The sequence below is a fragment of the Leucobacter sp. CX169 genome (assembly GCF_017161405.1).
GTDB lineage: Bacteria > Actinomycetota > Actinomycetes > Actinomycetales > Microbacteriaceae > Cx-87.
Genome location: NZ_CP071051.1, coordinates 2,797,306 through 2,815,039 on the forward strand (window position 1 = coordinate 2,797,306; position 17,734 = coordinate 2,815,039).

The following is a 17,734-nucleotide window of genomic DNA, read 5'->3' on the forward strand; positions in this document are numbered from 1 at the left end:
CACCCCGCGGCGGCGGATCCCCCGCGAGGCGGAGACACTCCCCACCGACCGAGGGAAACTCAGCCAGCCGGGGGAAGCGCCGCCCCGACCGCCCTGCCAGGCTGGACCCAACGAAAGGAACCTTCATGATCGAGATTCAGGGGATCAGCCGTTCGTTCGGCGACCGCCGCGTACTGGACGACGTGAGCTTTGGCGTCCAGAGCGGCCGCATGACCGGCTTCGTCGGGGGCAATGGTGCGGGAAAGACCACCACGATGCGCATCATCCTCGGGGTGCTCGCGCCCGACTCGGGCAGCGTCGCGCTGAACGGCACGCCAGTCACGGCGGATGATCGCGCGGGCTTCGGCTACATGCCTGAGGAGCGGGGGCTCTACCCCAAGATGAAGGTGCTTGAGCAGCTCGTCTACCTGGGCCGCCTGCACGGCATGAGCTCCTCAGCGGCGAAGGCGTCGGCGGAGGGGCTCCTCGACCGCCTCGGCCTCACGGAGCGCGCGAACGACACCCTCGAGAGCCTCTCGCTCGGCAACCAGCAACGGGCCCAGATTGCCGCGGCCCTCGTGCACGAGCCCGCCGCCCTCGTGCTCGACGAGCCGTTCTCTGGCCTCGACCCGATGGCCGTCGAGGTCGTGCTCGGGGTGTTGCGCGACTACGCCGCGGCCGGCGCCCCCGTGCTGTTCTCCTCGCACCAGCTCGATATCGTCGAGCGCCTCTGCGACGACGTGGTCGTCATCGGCGGGGGCAGGATCCTGGCCGCAGGCTCGCGCGAGTCGCTGCGCGCCGAGCACTCGGGGCAAAGCTACGTGATCGAGCTCGAGGGCCCGAGCGCCGACGCGGGCTGGGTGCGCCAGCAGGCAGGGATCACGGTCACCCACCTCGACGGCGGCACCGCCCGATTCGATGCCGAGCACCCGCGGGACGCGCAGGCGGTCCTGGCCGCAGCGGTCGCGCAGAGTCAAGGAGCGGACGCCACGGGCATCGCGGTGCGTCGCTTCGGCCAAGAATTCCCCACGCTCGCCCAGATCTTCAAGGAGGTAGTGCGATGAGCACCCAGACCCCGAGCCTCTCCGACCACCGGCGCCTCGGCCCCGCACAGGCCTCCTGGCTGATCGCGGAACGCGAGATCACCACGCGCCTACGCAGCAAGGCGTTCCTGATCTCCACCGGGATCCTGCTGCTCATCGTGCTCGCGAGCGTGCTCGTGAGCGGGTTCATCGCCCAGTCCGGAGGCATCGGCGACCCGGCCAAGGTGGCCGCGGTCGGCGAGGCCGCCGCGCCCCTCGAGGCCGCTGGCTTCGAGGTCACGAGCGTCCAGGATCGTGCCGCCGCCGAGCAGCTCGTCCTGGATGGCGAGGTCGAGGCCGCGGTAGTGCCGGGCGGAGACACCCCGGTCGACCTGACTGTGCTCGCGAAGGACAGCGCTCCCGTGGAGGTCATCCAGGCGCTGTCCGCGGCCCCGACGCTCGAGCTGCTCGTGCCGAGCGAGACCAGCCAGTTCCTCGCCTACCTGATCGCGATCGCCTTCGGCGTCGTGTTCATGATGAGTGCGATGACCTTTGGGACGACCATCGCGCAGAGCGTGGTGGAGGAGAAGCAGACGCGCATCGTCGAGATCCTGCTCGCCACGGTGTCGGCACGCAGCATGCTCGCGGGCAAGATCCTCGGCAACAGCATCCTCGCGCTCGCCCAGGTGGTCGCCATCGCGGCCCTCGCATCGGTGGGCATGCTCGCGACGGGCCAGGACCTGCTGCTGGGCGAACTCGGCAGCGCGCTGATCTGGTTCGGCATCCTCTTCGCGTTCGGCTTCGTGCTGCTCGCGGCACTCTACGCGGCGCTCGCATCGCTCGTGTCGCGCCAGGAGGACATCGGCTCGGTGACGAGCCCGGTCATGATGCTGGTGATGATGCCCTACATCGCCGTGATCGTGTTCTACAACAACCCGACCGCGCTCGCGATCATGAGCTACATTCCCTTCTCAGCCCCGGTCGGCATGCCGATGCGGATGTACCTCGGGACCGCCGAGTGGTGGGAGCCGCTCGTCTCGATCGCCATCCTCATCGTGTCGATCGCGATCGTCTGGGTGCTCGGCGCGCGCATCTACTCGGGCTCGATCTTGCGCACCGGGCCGCGCGTCAAGCTGCGCGACGCCGTCAAGGGGTAGCGGGCGAACTCACCCGCCCCTAGCCCGCCCGAACGCAATCGAGGGGTCTCAATCTGCGCCTTCGCACGAAGCGATGCAGCAGATTGAGACCCCTCGACGGTTCAGCCCGGCGAAACCTACGCCATCACGAAGCCCGCGATCAGGTACGAGATGAGCGTCAGCACCGCGGCGGCCCCGGCATAGGGCAGGATCGCCGTCATGAGCGACACCGGCTTTACCCCAACCGACTTCGAGGCGAGGATCATCCCGTCGCCGTAGAGGCAGGTCGTCGAGCCGAGGGCCGCACCCGAGAACACGGCCGTGCCGGCCAGGATCGGGTCGACACCCATCGCGATCGCGAGCGGCAGCACCACGGGGGTGACGACCGCGGCGAGGTCCCAGAACGCGCCGGTGGCGTAGGCGTACACGCCACAGACGAGGAAGACGACGGCGGGCAGCAGCGCGCCGGTCATCACGGGCTCGGTCACACCGATCACGTACTCGGCGAGGCCCATCTCCGTGTTCATGTACTGCAGCATGAACGCGAGGATGAAGAGGATGACGACGTAGCCCATGTTGACGACGCCCTCGTAGACGGCGTCGGGCAGGCGGCGGAACGTGATCTTGCGCTGCGGCAGGTAGAGCGCGAGCGCGACCACGACGGCGGCGGCGGCACCCGAGAGGATGTCGATCTCGCGCACCAGCGTGACGACGATGAGCGTGATGATCGGGATCAGGAAATTGAACGGCAGCGGGCGGCCGCGACGCGGGGCCTCGTCCTCGGAGGCGAGCTCGACGGCGCGCTCCTCCTCGGTGAGCCCGGCGGGCAGGGTGTCGCCCGTCTCGTCCGCGAGCTGCTGCGCGCGCTTGAGGGGGCCGACCAGGGGCAGCACGCCGAGGGCGAGCAGCAGGCCGATCGCGAGGGCGAACCATCCGAAGAAGATGAACGGGATGCCCTGCACATACGCGGCGAAGCCCGAACCGTTGACCGTGACGCCGTCAGCTTCGAGCAGCGCCGCGAAGAAGATCGCCCAGGTCGAGAACGGGATGATGACGGCGATGGGTGCCGAAGTCAGCTTGACGACCGAGCCGAGCATGGTGCGTGGAACCCGGTAGCGGTCGGTGACGCGCTTCATGGAAGTACCCACCGTCAGCGCGTTCAGGTAGTCATCGATGAAGAGGACGATCGTCAGCAGCCAGGTGAGCAGCAGCGACTTCCGCCGCGTGTTCACGAACGACTCGGTCCAATCGGCGAAGTCGCGGACGGCGCCCGAGGCGCTGAACAGTGCGATCAGGACGCCGAACAGCACGACAACAATGGCGAGCCAGTGCACGGTTGCGTCCGAGAAGGAGATGCCGACGTATTCGACGAGCGTGTCGAAGAAGCCCCAGCCGCCGAGCAACAGTGCTCCGACGACGGTGCCCGAGAAGAGGCCGAGGAGTGCGCGTTTGGTGAGCACCGAGACCACGAGCACCGTGGCGATGGGTAAGAGGGCGAGAGCGCCAAATTCAGTCATGCTTGCCTTTCAAATGGGAAATTTAGTGGGGCTTTGGGGCCCTGCACAGCCCGGCAGGATCCGCCGATCGACACGCGCTAGGCCGCGTTGTCGAGCCGTTCGCCGTCGAGATAGGTCGCCTCGACCGGCAGGCCGATCAGGTCGTCGCCGTCGACCAGGGTGGGGTCTGCGCTCCAGAGCGCGAGGTCCGCCCGGGCGCCGGCCCGGATGACGCCGAGGTCGTCGTCGCCCTGTGCGATCGCCGCGCCCCGGGTGTACCCGTGCAGCGCCTCGGCGTTCGTCAGACGCTCGCCGGGCTCGTACACGAAGCCGTCGCGGTCGCCCGGGTGGCGGCGCAGCACCGACCAGGCGAGGCCGAAGCGGGCGTCGAGGTCGGCGATCGGCCAGTCCGAGCCGAGCGCGAGGGGGACGCCCGCGCGCAGCACGGATCCGGCGTTCCAGCCCTGGGCAGCGCGTGCCGGGCCGAGCCGCCGCGCCCACTCATCACTGCCGTCGGCGATGCGCCACTGCAGGTGCGGAAGCTGCATCGAGGCGGTGATGCCGTTCACCGCGAGGCGCGCGACGTCTGCGGGGTTCAGACACTCGAGATGCTCGATGCGGTGCACCGCGCGGCCCTGGGCCCGGCTGCCGACCGTCTCGTACGCGGTGATGGTCTCGCCAACGGCGCGGTCGCCGATCGCGTGCGTCGCGATCTGGAAGCCCGCCTCGGTGAACTCCTGCACCGCACGCACGAACTCGGCCTGGTCTCCCCAGAACCCGGCGAGCCCCTGCCCGTCGACGTCCGCCTCGTACAGCCACCCGGCACCCGTGTCGATGACGCCGTCGGCGTAGAGCTTGATGACGCCGCCGCGCCAGCGCGCGCCAGCGCGATCACGCTGGGCGGCGATGGTGGCGCGGTCTTCGGCGGTTGCGGTGGGCTTGACGTCCATCGCGCTGACGATGCGGACGGGCAGCCCGGTGCCGCTCGAGTCGAGCGCCTCGAGCAGGTCGAGCGTGCCCGAATTGCCGTCCATGATGGTCCCGCCGGTCAAACCCGAGCGGCGCATGCCGGCGAGGATCTCACGGGCCGACGCGAGTGTCTCGTCGCGGCTGAGCTCGGGCAGGATCGCGAGGATGGGCGCGTAGGCACTGTCCTCGCGCAGCTCGCCGGTCGGGCGTCCCGAGCCGTCGACGACGACCTCCGAGCTGTCCTCGAACGAACGGGCTCCGGTGATGCCAGCCAAACGCAGGCCCTCGCTGCTGGCGAGCGCCGTGTGGTAGTCGAAGAAGAAGATGATCGCGGGCAGCCCGTCGACGGCGTCGTCGATCATGCTCGCGCTGAGCGCCTCGCCGCCGAACGCGGCGTAGTCGAGGTTCCACGCGCGCACCCACCCGCCGCTCGTCTCGCGGCGCACGCGGGCGGCCTCGCCACGGAGAGCATCGAGCATCGCGCGGCGGTCGCCGATTCCCCCCAGGTCAATCCCCTGCGTCAGCTCGACTCCCTGAATCGGGTGGAGGTGGGCGTCGATGAGTCCCGGGGTGAGCGTGCGGCCGCTCGCGTCGTCGATGCGGGTGGCGGTGCCGCGGAATGCGTCGGCAATCTCGTCGGGCGCGCCCACGGCCAGGATCCTGCCGCCCGCGATAGCGACCGACTGCGGGGCGGCCACGTCATGCCCGGGAAGCTGCGTGCGCAGCTGGGCGCCCTCGATGATCAGTTCGGCAGTCATCAGCGACATTGCCCCTCCGCGGTGCATAGTTGAAACGAGTCGTATCGTCAATTAATTTACGTTGATTAAATAGTTCTTGCAAACGGAGCGACTGAGGTTGGGAGGCCGCACCATGGATGAGCCGGACACGAAGCGCCGCGCGGGGCGCCCGAGCACCGCCGTACTGACCCCCGAACGCATCATCGACGCCGCCTACCTGGTGGCGGATCGCGCGGGCGGAAACTTCACCATCGCGGGGATTGCGCGCACGCTCGGGGTGAAGCCGCCCGCGATCTACAACTACTTCACCAGCAAGGACGACGTCATCGCCGGCATGCGTGGCCAGCTCACCCTGCGCATTGGCGACCACGGCTTTGATCGCCTGCCCTGGTACGAAGCGGTACTGCCCTGGGCTCGGGCCTACCTCGAGGTGCTCGGTCGCAGCCCGGGCACGATCGCGGCCCTCGCGACACACCCGGTCGACAGCGAACCCGCGTCGATCGCTGACTACGAGCGGATCGTCCAGTCGATGCGGCGGGCCGGGGCCCCCGAGGCGCTTGTCGTGCCCGCCCTCGTCGCGCTCGAGTCCTTCATCATCGGATCGGCCCTCGACGCGCTCGCCCCGGAGGTAAACATGCGGCCAGAACGCAGCCCCGAGCGTGCGCCCGGGCTCCTCCGGGCCGAAGAGCTCGCGCGAGAATCGGCGCGAGAGCGCGGTCTGAGCATGGCGCGCGGCAACTTCGAGTTCGGACTGTCCGCCCTAGTGGCCGGCCTGCGCATGCAGTTTGGTGAAAGCTACAAGTAAAGCGGGAATAGGTGCGCGGCCTCGGCCGTTACACCCAGAGCTCCCCCGAATGAATCGCGGCCCTGGGCATTGCCCGCAGGACCAGAAAGTGTTGCCTCGAATGACCCTGACGACTCCCTCTCGCCTCGCCGACACCAGCGCCCCCGTCCTCGATCACATCGCCGAGCGCTGGAGCCCGCGCGCGTTCGACACGGACTTCACGCTCGAAGAGGGCGCCCTGCGCGGCATTTTCGAGGCGGCCCGCTGGGCCCCGAGCGCGAGCAACACCCAGCCCTGGCGTTTCGTCATCGCCCGCCGCGGCTCGGAAGCGTTCGGCAAGATCACCGCGAACCTCATGGGGTTCAACCAGACCTGGGCCGGTTCGGCCTCCGCTCTCGTGGTGAACATCGCCGAGACCCAGACCGTCGACGGCAACCCCCAGCCGTGGGCCGTGTACGACCTCGGCCAGGCCGTCGCCTACCTCTCGCTGCAGGCGCAGTCAGAGGGACTGCACCTGCACCAGATGGGCGGCTTTGACGCCGACGCGATCGCCGCCGCCTTCGACCTCGACGAGCGCCACTCGGTCATCTCGGTGACCGCGATTGGCCGCCTGGGCACACCCGAGCAGCTGCCCGAGCAGCTCGCCGAGCGTGAGACCGCGCCCCGCGCCCGCATGGCGCTCGAAGAGCTCGTGCTCGTCAACGACTAACTCACACTGCGCGCCCAGGGCTACCCCTGGGCAAAGTGCCGGGGGCGGCGTACCGTGAAGGTATGACTGCCCCCGAACTGACTCCTGAGCACCACGAACTCGCCCTCCGCCTCGCCACCGAGCGGGCCCGCCTCGACGCCGCAGTACTTCACGGCCTCTACGCCGCCCCCGAGGTTCTGCGCGTCGTCAACGTGTGGGACGCCGTCAGCGCCCGCGTCGTCTCCGACCTCCCTCACACCCGGGCCATTGCGACCGCCGGGCACGGCATCGCCGCGAGCCACGGGTACGCCGACGGCGAGAAGATCCCCCTCGAGCTCATGCTCGCCTCGATCGCCGAGATTGTCGGCCAGACCGCGCATCCCGTGACCGCCGACCTCGACGGCGGCTTCGGTGACGCGGGCGAGACGACTCGTCGCGCGATCGAGATCGGCGTCTCGGGTGCGAACATCGAGGACCAGCTGCGCCCGATCGGTGAGGCTGCCGCCGTCATGTCCGCGGCCGTCCGCGCGGGCGAACACGCCGGAGTGCGATTCGCCCTCAACGCCCGCACCGACGCCTTCACGATCGGGGGCGGGCGCGAGCTCGACGTGAGGATTGCCGACGCGATCGAGCGCGGCCGCGCCTATCTTGACGTCGGCGCCACGGCGGTCTTTATCCCCGGCGTGCTCGACGCCGAAACCACCCGCCGGCTCGTCGAGGGCATCGGTATCGGCAAGATCAGCGTGATCGGCCTGCCTGGCGCGCTCAGCGCCGCCGAGTACGAAGAGCTCGGCGTCGCGCGCGTCTCGTACGGACCGATGCCGCAGAACGTCGCGCTCACGGCACTCAAACGGCTGGCCCTGAGCCTGCAGGCGGACGGCGTGATCCCGGCCGACACGGAGAAGCTGAACAACCTGTAGCCGGGATCCTGCCGCTTACTGCATCATTCCGATGTTGATCGGGCCGGTGAGGTCGGGGGCTTTCACGCGGAACCCGCGCGTCGTGACGACGAGGAAGACAACCCCGATGGCGATCCAGATACCACCGATGATCATCGAGACCGAGTCAAGGCTGAGCCACAGCCATACGTTGATCACGACGCCGACCGCGGGAACAAAAACGTACCCGAGAACCTGGGCCACGCCGCGCTGCTGCATGAACTTGAAGAACACGAAGATCACCGAGAGATTCACAAACGTAAAGGCGATGAACGCGCCGAAGTTGATCATCGATGCGGCCTGATCCAGGTCGACGAAGATCGCGGACAGGGCGATCACGGCGACGAGCAGGACGTTCCACGCGGGCACCCCGGTCTTCGGGTTGACCCGCCCGAACACGCGTCTCGGCAGCGCGCCGTCGCGACCCATCGCGTAGAGCAGGCGTGCCGCGCTGAGCTGCTGCGTGATGCCGCAGCCGAGCACCGCCATCATGTACCCGCCGACGAAGAACGCCTGGAACGCGGCGCCGCCGATGTACTTCGCCATCTCGGGGGACGCGCCGACGATGTCGCCGAGCTGGCTCACGTCGGGGAAGAGCACCTGCATGACGTAGGTGATGCTGATGAAGAAGAGCCCGGCGACGCCGACGATGATGAAAATCGCGCGAGGGATGTCGCGGGTGGGCCGCTCGGCCTCCTCCGCCAGGGTCGAGACGGCGTCGAAACCGAGAAACGAGAGCGCCAGGATCGCGGCGCCCGCCGTGATCGCCACCGCCGAGATGTCCGCCGAGTAGAACGGGGCGAACGAGAACTCGGCGCCGTTGGCACCATCGACGATGTTCTTGATCGTGAAGACCACGAACGCCACGGCCACGACGAGCTGGATGATGACGAGCAGCACGTTCGCCTTCGCCGCGATCTTCACGCCGAACAGGTTCAGCACGGTGCACACCGCGATCGTGAGGACGATCCAGATCCACATCGGCACGTCGGGGAAGACCGCGCTCATGTAAATGCCCGAGAGCAGGGCGTTGATCATCGGCAACAGCAGGTAATCGAGCGTCGCCGCCCAGCCCACGAGGAAGCCGAGGTGGGGGTTGATCGCCTCGCGCACGTAGGTGTACGCCGACCCGGCGATCGGGAAGAAGCGCACCATCTTCGCGTAGCTGAAGGCGGTGAAGAGCACCGCGACCAGCACCACGAGATACGCGAGCGGCACATGGCCGCTCGTCACGTCCGCGACGATCCCGAACATGTCGAACACCGCGAGCGGCGCCATGTAGGCGAGCCCGATGAAGACGAGGTGGTGCAGCTTCAGCGAACGCCGCAGCCCACCCTCCGTCGTCGGGGCAACGGATTCGACCGGTTCAGCGGTCGAGCGGGTGGGCAGCAGGGTCATGGGTGTTCCTTCACGTCGTTGTGCGGGTGGTGCGAGGTGGTGCGTAGCGCGCGGCGACTACGCGTCGGGCAGCTCGCCGTGCACATCGTGGATGGCGCGGCCGCCCACGATGGTGAGGTCGGCGCGCTGCTCGAGCAGCGCCGCAGGCTCGACCGCATACAGGTCGGTCGACCAGACGACAATGTCGCCGAGGTAGCCGGCCGTCAGCTTGCCGAGCTTGTCCTCGGTGTGGAACGCCTCAGCGCCGCCGAGCGTGTACGCCCGCAGCGTCGGGTCGAGTCCGAGGCGCTCGTCCTGCGTCCAAGCACCCGAGCCGTCAAGCCCCGCGCGGGTCATCGCGCTGTAGAGCCCGACGAGCGGGTCCATTTCGCCAACCTGCCAGTCGCTCGAGAAGGTGACGCGGGCGCCCGACTCGATCATCGAGCGGAAACGCCAGGCGCGATCCCAGCGCTCCTCGCCGACGTTCTCCATCCAGGTGCCGGCGACGAGGTCGGGCGATGCGTGACGGGGCTGCATCGCGGCGACGACGCCGAGGTCATTGAATCGCGGCAGGTCTTCGGGCGCGAGGCATTCGACGTGCACGATACCGTGGCGGCGGTCGACCGTCTGGTTCGCGCGCTGCGCCGCCTCGATCGAGTCGAGGGTGAGCTGGATGCCCCAGTCGCCGGTCGCGTGGGTGTGCACCTGGTACCCCAGACGGTCGAGCTCGATGAAGAGCTTCGTGAACTCCGGCGGATCCATGCTCGGGTAGCCCTGGTGCCCGGGACGATTCGCGTAGTCCTGGAGCATCGCTGCGGTGTGCGGCTCGATCACGTCGTCGGCGTAGAGCTTGACCGGTCCGAGCGTGAAGCGCTCGTGCTGCGGGGTCTCGCGGATGGCGTCGGTGATGCGGCTGCGGAAGTCGCCGTCGGCGCCGACCGGGTGGAAGATTGCGGCAGTGACGCGCGAGGTGAGCTTGCCCTCGCGCTCGGCACGGGCGAAGAGGTCGAGCTCGGCGAGCGGGACCTGCGGCTCGACGACGCTCGTGATGCCCACTTCGGCGGCCATCTCGAGGCTCGAGAGGATCTTCCGGTAGCGGCGGTCCGGCGAGTACATCGGAATGTCCCGCTGCAGGCCGGCGAGGCCGTCCGTCGTCATCGCGCTCGTGTAGAAGTCGGTGACCCAGCCCGTCGGCTCGCCTGTGCGGGCATCGATCTCGGGACGGCCCCAGGCGATCTCGTTGCCGCTACGGATGCCGAGCGCCGCGAGGGCGGGGCGGTTCAACCAGACCGAGTGCTGATCGTAGGTGGTGATGAACACCGGGCGATCGGTGACGCCAACGAGGTCGTCGGCGTTCGGGCGGCGGCCCTCGACGACCGAGTACAGCGCGTTCTCGGCGCAGATCCAGTCGAGCTCGGGGTGCTCCTCGGCGTGCGCGGCGATGCGGCGGCGCACCTCGTCGAGGCTCGTGACACCCTCGAGGCTGACGGCGAGATCATCGAAGCCAAGCAGCAGGTGGTTATGCGTGTCGTTCACGCCGGGGGTGACCAGGCGCCCCTCAAGCTGCACGGTGCGGCGGGCGGGCGGCGCCTCGGAGGCGGGGCCGACGTAGGTGATGACTCCGTCGGTGAGCGCGATGGCTTCTGCCCACGGCTGGCCGTCGTCGAATGTCCGGATCCGTCCGCCGGTGAGCAGGGTATCTGCCAGCATCGCTGTGCTCCTTTGCGTTGAAGTACTCAGGGCCTCGCCCCATATTGTTTATTTGACGGTTGCGTCAAATAACTACTGCAGAGTTTCGCACGGGACTGGCATACTGTCAAACATGGCCCGCCCCAACACCCAAGAACAGCGCCGGATCGAAGTGATTCAGGCAGCGCTCGATGCCGCGGCGGCGCGCGGCTTGCGCCATGTCTCGCTCACCGACGTCGCGAATCAGGCCGGTGTGACGCGCGGTGCCCTGCTCTATTACTACGACGACTTGGACGCGATCCTGGTCGAGGCGCACTCAGCGGGCATGGCACGCGTGGGAGCGGAGCGCGCGGCCCTCGTCGCCGCGGCGCCGACCCCGCGTGAGCAGCTCTCGACCGCCATTGACGCCGGGCTGCCGAGCGGCCCCGACGACGCGCTCATGCGACTGCTCTACGAGTTCGACGTGCTCGCCGGAAAGTCCCCGCTGCACGACGAACTGGTGCAGCGGCTCTACCGCGAGCAGCTTGCGCTGTACCGCGACATTCTTGCGCGAGGCGTCGAGGCGGGCGACTTCGCACTCACCGGGGCTCTTGAAGACATCGCGATGAACTTCGTCGCGCTCGAGGACGCGTACGGGCTGCACATCGTCGCGGGCGGCAGCATCACGGTCGCTCAAGCCACACGGGCCATCAGGCTGTACGCGGCACAATCGGGAGCCGCAGTCGATACCCCGAGCGGGGCAGCGGGCTAAGCCTCGATCGAAACGACCTCGGGCTCGTCGCCGCCGAGACGCAGCGCGCGAATGAGTTCTGCGGCGTGCGTGGTCGAGACGATGACGCGCGAGAACCCGCTGAACTCGTTCACCCAGGCGCCGTCCTCCTCGACGCCGGTGGGCACGTCAATGTCGATCACGATCGCATCGCGACCAGCGCGCGCGATCACGAAGTCCTTGCCTGCGAGGTTGCGCCACGTGCCAATGGCCATGCGGCCCGGCAGGTGCGTCCCCGGGGACCGCACGCCCCGGATCCAGATCCACGGGTCGTCCGTAATGAGCGCGGAGGTGATAGCCGAACGGTCGATCACGACGTCGTGACGACGCAACGACAGGGTCTTCTCTGAGGCCGTCAGTCGAATCACCACTCGGTCCGCATGCACCTCAATTCTCGCCATGCCTCTAGTCTGCCCCTTCGCACGTACGCGCGCACGCATCCGTCCAGGATTCCTCGGGAATCCGCAGCGGGGGCCGGGCAGGTCGCCGGAGAACGGGGCCGGGGAGGACGCGAGTTAGTCGAGCATGTCGCTCGGATCGATCACAGACTCAACTGCGTCGATCAGCGACTGGGCGGTGCGCTCGTTCGCGACACCGTCAATGCGCAGGCCCTCGGCCTCGGCCTCGCGCTGGGTCTGCGGGCCCACGCACACCAGCAGTGTGCTGGTCGGGCGGACACGGAACTGCGTGGCAACCTCGTGCGCGATGGTCGCCGAAGATATCAGCAGCGCGTTGATGCGGCCCGACTCGACGTCCTCACGGATCCGCAACGACGCAGGGACGCCCACGGTACGGAAGGCAACGACCTGGGTGACCTCGTGGCCGCGGTCGATCAGCCCGCCGGTCAGTACCGGCTTTGCGACGTTCGAGCGAAGGGTGAGCACCTTGAGTCGATCGCCCGTCGAGATCTCGGGCCATTCCTCCAGCAAGCCATCGGCCGAGTTATTGGACGCGCTCGGCGTGCGGGCGACCGAGTAGCCCGCGGCCTGGAACGCGGCAGCAGTGGCCTCGCCGACCACGGCGACGCGGGTGCGCTCGGGAATGACGGCGTTGTGGTGCGCCAGCACGTCCACGACGGTTGCGCTCGTGGCGGTGATCCAGTCGAACTCACCGGCTTCGAGACGCCGCAACGCGTCGATGAGCTTCTCTTCTTCGCTCGTGTGGGCGAAGTCGACGAGCGGCGCGATGACGGAGCTTGCCCCGCGCTCGCGCAAAGTCTTCGATACGAGCTCACCCCAGGATCCACCGCGTGGAACGAGGACGCGCAAGCCGGCGAGCGAATTGCCCTCAGCAGTCATATCCCCCACTCACTCGGCTCGAGGAACCTCTCGAGACCATCCTCTGACGTGTTGTGATTGATCCGGCGTGCGGAACAACCGATGGTCCCATTCTTACCGCGCGGGCCTCAGGACGCAAAACGAGGGCGCCTCTCAGGCCTGATGGGACCCAAACGTTACCCGAGCGCGCGGCGGAATTAGTTGATGCGACGAGAAATCCCCCGTGCCACGCCCCACACCACGAGGCCTGCCGCGACGGCAACTCCGGCGCAACCCGCGGCAAAGACGAGCGGGCGAGAGCGTCGCGTCTCGGCAATGCGCGCCTTCGCGTCGTCAACCGCATCGTCCACGCGCTGCGCGTAGTTGAGCCGATCGCGCAGCTGCGCAAGGGTCGTGTAGAGCTCTTCCCGCGCCATGGCGGCCTCGGCGACGCCTAGCGATCGCTCACTCGGTCGTGCACTCGTGTAATCGTTCATGCGTGCCCGCCCTCATTTCCGGCTGTGCTGTTTCCGCGAGGCCTGACCTGATCGGCGTTCACGCGGACCTCACCAAATGCGTACACGTCGCCCTCGAGACGGCTGAGTGTCTCCTCCGGCACAGGGTTCCCCCGCTTGATCAGCAGGACCCCTGCCCCGATTGCCGCCGCCGCCAGCGCGAGCAGACCTGCGCCGACGACGAGCGCGGAGAGCCAGACCGGCCAGACGACCGAAAGCCCCGCGATGCCAGCTGCGATGAAGCAACCGAGCGCAAAGAACAGGAAGAACAGTGCAACGATGATCGCGAGCGCGCCGATTCCGGCGTTCTTCGCCTTGCTGACGACCTCACGCTTCGCGTTGTCGTACTCAACCTTTGCGAGCGTGACAATCTGCTGAGGTAAACGGGCGAGCAGCTCAAAGGTGCCCGCCTGATCCGAACGCCGGCTCACAACTCTGTCGCGTCGGCCTTTGCCCGGCGCGCCTCGTCGGTGCTCTGCCACGCGGTCTCATCGACACGACGGGTCACCGAAGTAAAGAAATCCTTGCTTGCCTGAGCGGCCGCACGCTGCACGGCCTCGACCCGATCGCCGACGACGCCTTTCACTGCGCTGACCCCGCTCTGCACAGGAGGAGTCGCCCACACAGCCTGTGCTCCGCGCTTGATCTGCTCGTAGCGCTCGCGTCCCGCGCGAGTTCCGAGCACGTATCCGACCGTCGCGCCAAGCACGAATGCGATCTTGCCCTTCATATCTCCTCCAGACCCATGGCTCACCGCCACGTCATATTGACGAGCCTAACCCCGCGCGGGGCTCCAGCATATTCCGATCTTGACATACGCGCAGCTTTGGCGCCTCCCTGCGAGCGTTTGCAGGGCGCTAGGCGAGGCCCAGGAGCGTTCGTCTGAGCTCAATCATGCGCGGGCGGGCCTCGCCAACCGCGAGCGCCCAATCCCCTCCGGCCCACGCTGCGCCCGTCGGTCGAAGTGCGGCGTGCGCGACGTCAAACTCGGCAATTGCCCCGAGCCGTGCGTGCTCGTCGGGAATGCTCAACGGCGACGCAACGCTCGACCACTCGAGCCGACCGTCTCCCCCTCCCGGAAGTTCGGTGACCTGGGCTGCGGTGCACAGCGCGGCAACATCGGGCTTCGCGTGACGCGTGCCCGCGGAATGACGCGGGCCAGAGAATCGAACGCGCCAGGCGCCCTCGTGGGGTGCAAGGCGCGCCGTCCAGCCGACAACGCTTTCCGCCAATCCGTCCAAGGCCAAAAGTACGGGCAGCGCGTCGGCGTCGGCGTCATCCGACGCGAGCACCGGGGGCAGCCACGCTGGTCGCTGAATACCAATCTCGACATATGCACGAGCGTCCGCGGCCGTGAGCACCGGATCCTCAGCGAAACCGAGGGCGTCCGCGCGACACGTCGAGTCTGCAACATCGATGACTACGGCTCGCACGCGCTCGTCCGCGGTCGGCTCTGCGCCATGGCAGCGCACCAGCCAGCCGCTGCCTTCGGCAGGGCGCCCAATCGCCACCACTGGTCGATCCGCTACCAGCTCCACCGAGTACAGCGCGAGGCGAGCCAGCATCGCCTCCCGCAGCTTGCCCCAGCCGCCGACCGGCTCAACCGTCGTTTCACGTGCAACATTCCGGTCCCCGTATGAGAGCGCTGCGCCCGAAAGTGACCCCACCCGCGAGAGCGCCTCGTTCAGTCCCGGGGCCAGTCGAGCCGTATCCACCTCCGACGCGGGCACGCCGACGCGCTCGCGCACGATCGGGTCGACCAGCACGCGCTCCACCTTCGCCCCGAGGCGACTGCGCACGAGCGGCCCGAGGCGCTGTTCCTTCCCGATCTTGAGCAGCGGACGCAACCGATCGAGATACGCGCGGAACGCGCCGCCGCCACCCAGGAGTGCAATAGTGCTCTCGGCAAGGGGCGTGGTGGGAATGCCCAGCACCGCGGTCGCCTCGAGTGGGTGCAGAGCGCCGTCAACACCGCGCAGCAGCACGCCAGACGGCGGGAACACCGCGAGCTCGGGCGCCGGGTGCACCCCGGCGCTCTCCCCCGGCAACTCCGCGCCGACCCGCGCAACGAGCGCCGCGAGCGCTCCGTCGGAGTCTCGCTGCGGGCCGACGGGAAGACTGCTATCCGCCTGGTCGACGCTCACCCGCACCCTCAGGCCGACCTCGGCGAAAGCGAGTGCCGCGTCCAGCGCCGAGAGGCTTGATCCGGTTACCCATACGTCGATCATGCGTGTTTCTGCTCCACTTCGTCACGGCTGCGCCGCGGTCGGAAAGGCCGTTAGACCAGGCTATCCTGGCCGTTCGTGTGCGAACCGTATGCGGCGGGGGCCACCGGTTGGGACCGCGGCGCAACGAAATCGACCCTCGTCCGAGACCAGCCGCCGCGCTTCCAGATCACTTCCGTCAACCAGGCGAACAGTGCGAGGCCGATGACCTGGGCGATCACGGTGCCCGGGCCTGCGCCCGTGACCGTCTGACCCGTTTCGCCGGTCACCCCGGTCGCCAAGACGCCGAATGCCACAAGGTTGTTGACCACGTGAATCGCCACCGCCGCTTCGAGCCCGCCGGTGCGCCACGCGAGCCAGGCCGCAGTGAACCCCATCGCGGCGACGGCGAGCAGCCCCCAGATGTCGTAGATGTGCGCCAGGGCGAAGAGCAGGGTCGGCAGCAGCATCGCGAGCCATGGGCTGCGCACCCAGGCGCCGAGCACCTGCATCAGCATGCCCCGGAAGACATACTCTTCGGCGGCAGCCTGGAATGGCACGAGCAGCACGATAAAGAGGACCGACCAGAGCGCCAGTGTCGGATCAAAGTCGGGCGAGGCGGCGGCCGGAGTCGCCTCGGCGGAGAATCCGCTGAACAGGGGCGAGATCACCGTGTCGAGCAGGGTGATGACGCCCATGATGCCGATCGAGAGGAGCCCCGTGCGCCAGATCAGGCCCCAGCGCAGGCGCAGACCGACTGACCAGCCGCGCCCCAGGGGCCGAATCCCGAGGCAGAGCATCGCGAGCCAGACCGCCGGGATCATCAGCGCCACCGCGCCGAGCCCCACCGCAATGGACACGGGGTTCTGCGTATCGGGCACGACCAGGCTGTTGATGAACTCGAGGTCGAGCCACTGCGGCGCCACGATCACCGCGACGATCCCGAACACGACCCCGATCACGACGTTGAACGCGAGGTAGAACGCGCCAGATAGCACGAGCATCAGCAGCGGCTTCCACCAGCGGTAGTTCCTGATGCCTCGGTAGAGCCGGTGATACTCGAGCGGCTCGGTCTCCTGCAGCGGCTGGGATACCGCGGCACCGTAGCCCGCCGGCGGCACGACCGGCGGCAGGTACGGCGCCGACGGCTGCTCCTGGTTCATGGGCTGTGGCGGGAACGCATCGGTCATCGCGCGGGCTTCCTTTCGGGTGGTGAGGCCACGGTGGCGCCGCTCCAGCGCGCCCACCCGCCTCGGTCGAAGATGGCAACGGCGGCCCAGGTGTAGCCGAGCAGCCCGATCGTCGTGACGACGAGGGAGAGCGGCCCCGCGGCACCCGCGGTCTGCGCGGTGACCCCGGTGATTCCGCTCGCCAGGAGCAGGTAGACGGCCAAGTTATTGATCACGTGCAATGAGATGGCCGCCTCAAGCCCGCCGGTGCGCCAGGCCAGCCAGCCAGAGAGGACGCCGAGCACGGCTACTTGCGCCAGGCCCCACCTGTCATAGACGTGCAGGCTCGCGAAGATCAGGGTCGGCACAACAATCGGGATGATCGGGTTCTTGATCCACGCCCCCAGAGACTGCAGGAGCACGCCGCGGAACACGACCTCCTCGCCGGCAGCCTGCAGCGGCACGAGCAGCACCACGATCAGTACTGACCACAGAGCCAACCCGGCGTCAAAGCCGGCAGGGCGCCCGAGCTCGGCGCCCGGCGTGCCCCACACGGATACGCCCAACGACACCGCCTCAATCGCTGCAAGCACGACCGCCGCAGGGACGAGACAGCGCAACAAGAGGCCCCAGCGGGGGCGCAGCGCGACGGACGTGATCCGGCCGAGTGGCGAGATGCCGACCGACCACATCGCTGCGGGAACCGCCAGCAGCCAGGAGGCGAGGCTCGCCAGGGTGACCAGGATCGCGACTGGATCCTGCGTGTCCGGGCCAGCGAGGCGCGCCGCGACCGCCGCCGGTGTGCCGCTTCCGGTCGCCGCAAGCAGTGGGGTGAGGAGCGTCTGCACCAGCGCCGACAGCGACAGGGCGTAGATCCCGGTGAGCGCGATCAACGCAAGCGGCCGCCACCAGCGGAACCGCGGCGCCTCCCGCAGCAAACGGTGGAAGGCGACGCGATCCGCCGGGGCGGCCGTCTCGGATGAGCTCATGAGGGAGGGTAGGCGGG

Annotated in this window: 18 protein-coding genes; 6 read left to right on the top strand and 12 right to left on the bottom strand. The window is 68.3% G+C overall.

Features of this window, described 5'->3' with window-relative positions; translation table 11 throughout:
- Positions 1 to 125 precede the first annotated feature (125 nt).
- Entirely contained in the window at positions 126 to 1,043 is a 918-nt protein-coding gene (locus tag JW030_RS12795; RefSeq protein ID WP_188045198.1) for an ABC transporter ATP-binding protein, read from the top strand.
- On the top strand, positions 1,040 to 2,158 hold the full coding sequence (locus JW030_RS12800; protein WP_188045197.1) for an ABC transporter permease: 1,119 nt from the start codon (positions 1,040 to 1,042) through the stop codon (positions 2,156 to 2,158). The genes JW030_RS12795 and JW030_RS12800 overlap by 4 nt, the downstream gene beginning before the upstream one ends.
- Before the next feature lie 116 nt (positions 2,159 to 2,274).
- Here JW030_RS12800 and JW030_RS12805 read toward each other — a convergent pair whose 3' ends face one another.
- Positions 2,275 to 3,654: a Na+/H+ antiporter NhaC family protein gene (locus tag JW030_RS12805; RefSeq protein WP_188045196.1), complete on the bottom strand. Its 1,380-nt coding sequence runs from the start codon at positions 3,652 to 3,654 to the stop codon at positions 2,275 to 2,277.
- Between the two features lie 77 nt (positions 3,655 to 3,731).
- Positions 3,732 to 5,360 carry an amidohydrolase gene (locus JW030_RS12810; RefSeq protein ID WP_241095461.1) on the bottom strand — a complete coding sequence of 543 codons (1,629 nt, stop codon included), beginning with the start codon at positions 5,358 to 5,360 and terminating at the stop codon, positions 3,732 to 3,734.
- A 112-nt stretch (positions 5,361 to 5,472) separates the two neighbouring features.
- Between JW030_RS12810 and JW030_RS12815 the strand changes: the two genes are divergently transcribed.
- The 3 genes from JW030_RS12815 to JW030_RS12825 all read left to right on the top strand — a co-directional run bounded on the left by JW030_RS12815 (position 5,473) and on the right by JW030_RS12825 (position 7,731).
- Entirely contained in the window at positions 5,473 to 6,144 is a 672-nt protein-coding gene (locus tag JW030_RS12815) for a TetR/AcrR family transcriptional regulator (protein WP_188045194.1), read from the top strand.
- Positions 6,145 to 6,244: 100 nt separating this feature from the next.
- On the top strand, positions 6,245 to 6,832 hold the full coding sequence (locus JW030_RS12820; RefSeq protein WP_188045193.1) for a nitroreductase family protein: 588 nt from the start codon (positions 6,245 to 6,247) through the stop codon (positions 6,830 to 6,832).
- Positions 6,833 to 6,894: 62 nt separating this feature from the next.
- Complete coding sequence (locus JW030_RS12825; RefSeq protein WP_188045192.1) at positions 6,895 to 7,731, top strand: isocitrate lyase/phosphoenolpyruvate mutase family protein; 837 nt, start codon at positions 6,895 to 6,897, stop codon at positions 7,729 to 7,731.
- Positions 7,732 to 7,746: 15 nt separating this feature from the next.
- Here JW030_RS12825 and JW030_RS12830 read toward each other — a convergent pair whose 3' ends face one another.
- Complete coding sequence (locus JW030_RS12830) at positions 7,747 to 9,147, bottom strand: APC family permease (RefSeq protein WP_188045191.1); 1,401 nt, start codon at positions 9,145 to 9,147, stop codon at positions 7,747 to 7,749.
- A 57-nt stretch (positions 9,148 to 9,204) separates the two neighbouring features.
- A complete protein-coding gene (locus tag JW030_RS12835; RefSeq protein WP_206348579.1) occupies positions 9,205 to 10,836 on the bottom strand; it encodes an amidohydrolase in 1,632 nt (543 codons plus the stop codon).
- Between the two features lie 112 nt (positions 10,837 to 10,948).
- Between JW030_RS12835 and JW030_RS12840 the strand changes: the two genes are divergently transcribed.
- Positions 10,949 to 11,566, top strand: coding sequence for a TetR/AcrR family transcriptional regulator (locus tag JW030_RS12840; RefSeq protein WP_188045190.1), 618 nt, complete (start codon positions 10,949 to 10,951; stop codon positions 11,564 to 11,566).
- Here the strand turns inward: JW030_RS12840 and JW030_RS12845 are convergent.
- The 8 genes from JW030_RS12845 to JW030_RS12880 all read right to left on the bottom strand — a co-directional run bounded on the left by JW030_RS12845 (position 11,563) and on the right by JW030_RS12880 (position 17,717).
- A complete protein-coding gene (locus JW030_RS12845) occupies positions 11,563 to 11,985 on the bottom strand; it encodes a hypothetical protein (protein WP_188045189.1) in 423 nt (140 codons plus the stop codon). The two genes, JW030_RS12840 and JW030_RS12845, sit on opposite strands and share 4 nt — an antisense overlap.
- Positions 11,986 to 12,099: 114 nt before the next feature.
- Positions 12,100 to 12,882 (bottom strand): uroporphyrinogen-III synthase, encoded by a 783-nt coding sequence (locus JW030_RS12850; protein WP_188045188.1) that lies wholly within the window; start codon positions 12,880 to 12,882, stop codon positions 12,100 to 12,102.
- 176 nt (positions 12,883 to 13,058) lie between these two features.
- Entirely contained in the window at positions 13,059 to 13,337 is a 279-nt protein-coding gene (locus JW030_RS12855) for a DUF3618 domain-containing protein (protein WP_188045187.1), read from the bottom strand.
- A complete protein-coding gene (locus tag JW030_RS12860) occupies positions 13,334 to 13,786 on the bottom strand; it encodes a phage holin family protein (RefSeq protein WP_188045186.1) in 453 nt (150 codons plus the stop codon). Before JW030_RS12860 ends, JW030_RS12855 begins: the two co-directional genes overlap by 4 nt.
- A complete protein-coding gene (locus tag JW030_RS13580) occupies positions 13,783 to 14,085 on the bottom strand; it encodes a YtxH domain-containing protein (protein ID WP_241095462.1) in 303 nt (100 codons plus the stop codon). The genes JW030_RS12860 and JW030_RS13580 overlap by 4 nt, the downstream gene beginning before the upstream one ends.
- A 127-nt stretch (positions 14,086 to 14,212) precedes the next feature.
- Positions 14,213 to 15,583 (bottom strand): hypothetical protein, encoded by a 1,371-nt coding sequence (locus JW030_RS12870; RefSeq protein ID WP_188045185.1) that lies wholly within the window; start codon positions 15,581 to 15,583, stop codon positions 14,213 to 14,215.
- Positions 15,584 to 15,633: 50 nt separating this feature from the next.
- The gene (locus JW030_RS12875) at positions 15,634 to 16,749 is read right to left on the bottom strand and encodes a CPBP family intramembrane glutamic endopeptidase (RefSeq protein ID WP_188045184.1); all 1,116 of its coding nucleotides are present in this window, start codon (positions 16,747 to 16,749) and stop codon (positions 15,634 to 15,636) included.
- Positions 16,746 to 17,717: a CPBP family intramembrane glutamic endopeptidase gene (locus tag JW030_RS12880; protein WP_188045183.1), complete on the bottom strand. Its 972-nt coding sequence runs from the start codon at positions 17,715 to 17,717 to the stop codon at positions 16,746 to 16,748. The genes JW030_RS12875 and JW030_RS12880 overlap by 4 nt, the downstream gene beginning before the upstream one ends.
- Positions 17,718 to 17,734: the final 17 nt, after the last annotated feature.

Bases quoted from the DNA above. Each gene is read 5' to 3' on its own strand.
- JW030_RS12795 (WP_188045198.1), top strand. From the start codon at position 126: ATGATCGAGATTCAGGGGATCAGCCGTTCGTTCGGCGACCGCCGCGTA.
- JW030_RS12800 (WP_188045197.1), top strand. From the start codon at position 1,040: ATGAGCACCCAGACCCCGAGCCTCTCCGACCACCGGCGCCTCGGCCCC.
- JW030_RS12805 (WP_188045196.1), bottom strand. From the start codon at position 3,654: ATGACTGAATTTGGCGCTCTCGCCCTCTTACCCATCGCCACGGTGCTC.
- JW030_RS12810 (WP_241095461.1), bottom strand. From the start codon at position 5,360: ATGACTGCCGAACTGATCATCGAGGGCGCCCAGCTGCGCACGCAGCTT.
- JW030_RS12815 (WP_188045194.1), top strand. From the start codon at position 5,473: ATGGATGAGCCGGACACGAAGCGCCGCGCGGGGCGCCCGAGCACCGCC.
- JW030_RS12820 (WP_188045193.1), top strand. From the start codon at position 6,245: ATGACCCTGACGACTCCCTCTCGCCTCGCCGACACCAGCGCCCCCGTC.
- JW030_RS12825 (WP_188045192.1), top strand. From the start codon at position 6,895: ATGACTGCCCCCGAACTGACTCCTGAGCACCACGAACTCGCCCTCCGC.
- JW030_RS12830 (WP_188045191.1), bottom strand. From the start codon at position 9,147: ATGACCCTGCTGCCCACCCGCTCGACCGCTGAACCGGTCGAATCCGTT.
- JW030_RS12835 (WP_206348579.1), bottom strand. From the start codon at position 10,836: ATGCTGGCAGATACCCTGCTCACCGGCGGACGGATCCGGACATTCGAC.
- JW030_RS12840 (WP_188045190.1), top strand. From the start codon at position 10,949: ATGGCCCGCCCCAACACCCAAGAACAGCGCCGGATCGAAGTGATTCAG.
- JW030_RS12845 (WP_188045189.1), bottom strand. From the start codon at position 11,985: ATGGCGAGAATTGAGGTGCATGCGGACCGAGTGGTGATTCGACTGACG.
- JW030_RS12850 (WP_188045188.1), bottom strand. From the start codon at position 12,882: ATGACTGCTGAGGGCAATTCGCTCGCCGGCTTGCGCGTCCTCGTTCCA.
- JW030_RS12855 (WP_188045187.1), bottom strand. From the start codon at position 13,337: ATGAACGATTACACGAGTGCACGACCGAGTGAGCGATCGCTAGGCGTC.
- JW030_RS13580 (WP_241095462.1), bottom strand. From the start codon at position 14,085: ATGAAGGGCAAGATCGCATTCGTGCTTGGCGCGACGGTCGGATACGTG.
- JW030_RS12870 (WP_188045185.1), bottom strand. From the start codon at position 15,583: ATGATCGACGTATGGGTAACCGGATCAAGCCTCTCGGCGCTGGACGCG.
- JW030_RS12875 (WP_188045184.1), bottom strand. From the start codon at position 16,749: ATGACCGATGCGTTCCCGCCACAGCCCATGAACCAGGAGCAGCCGTCG.
- JW030_RS12880 (WP_188045183.1), bottom strand. From the start codon at position 17,717: ATGAGCTCATCCGAGACGGCCGCCCCGGCGGATCGCGTCGCCTTCCAC.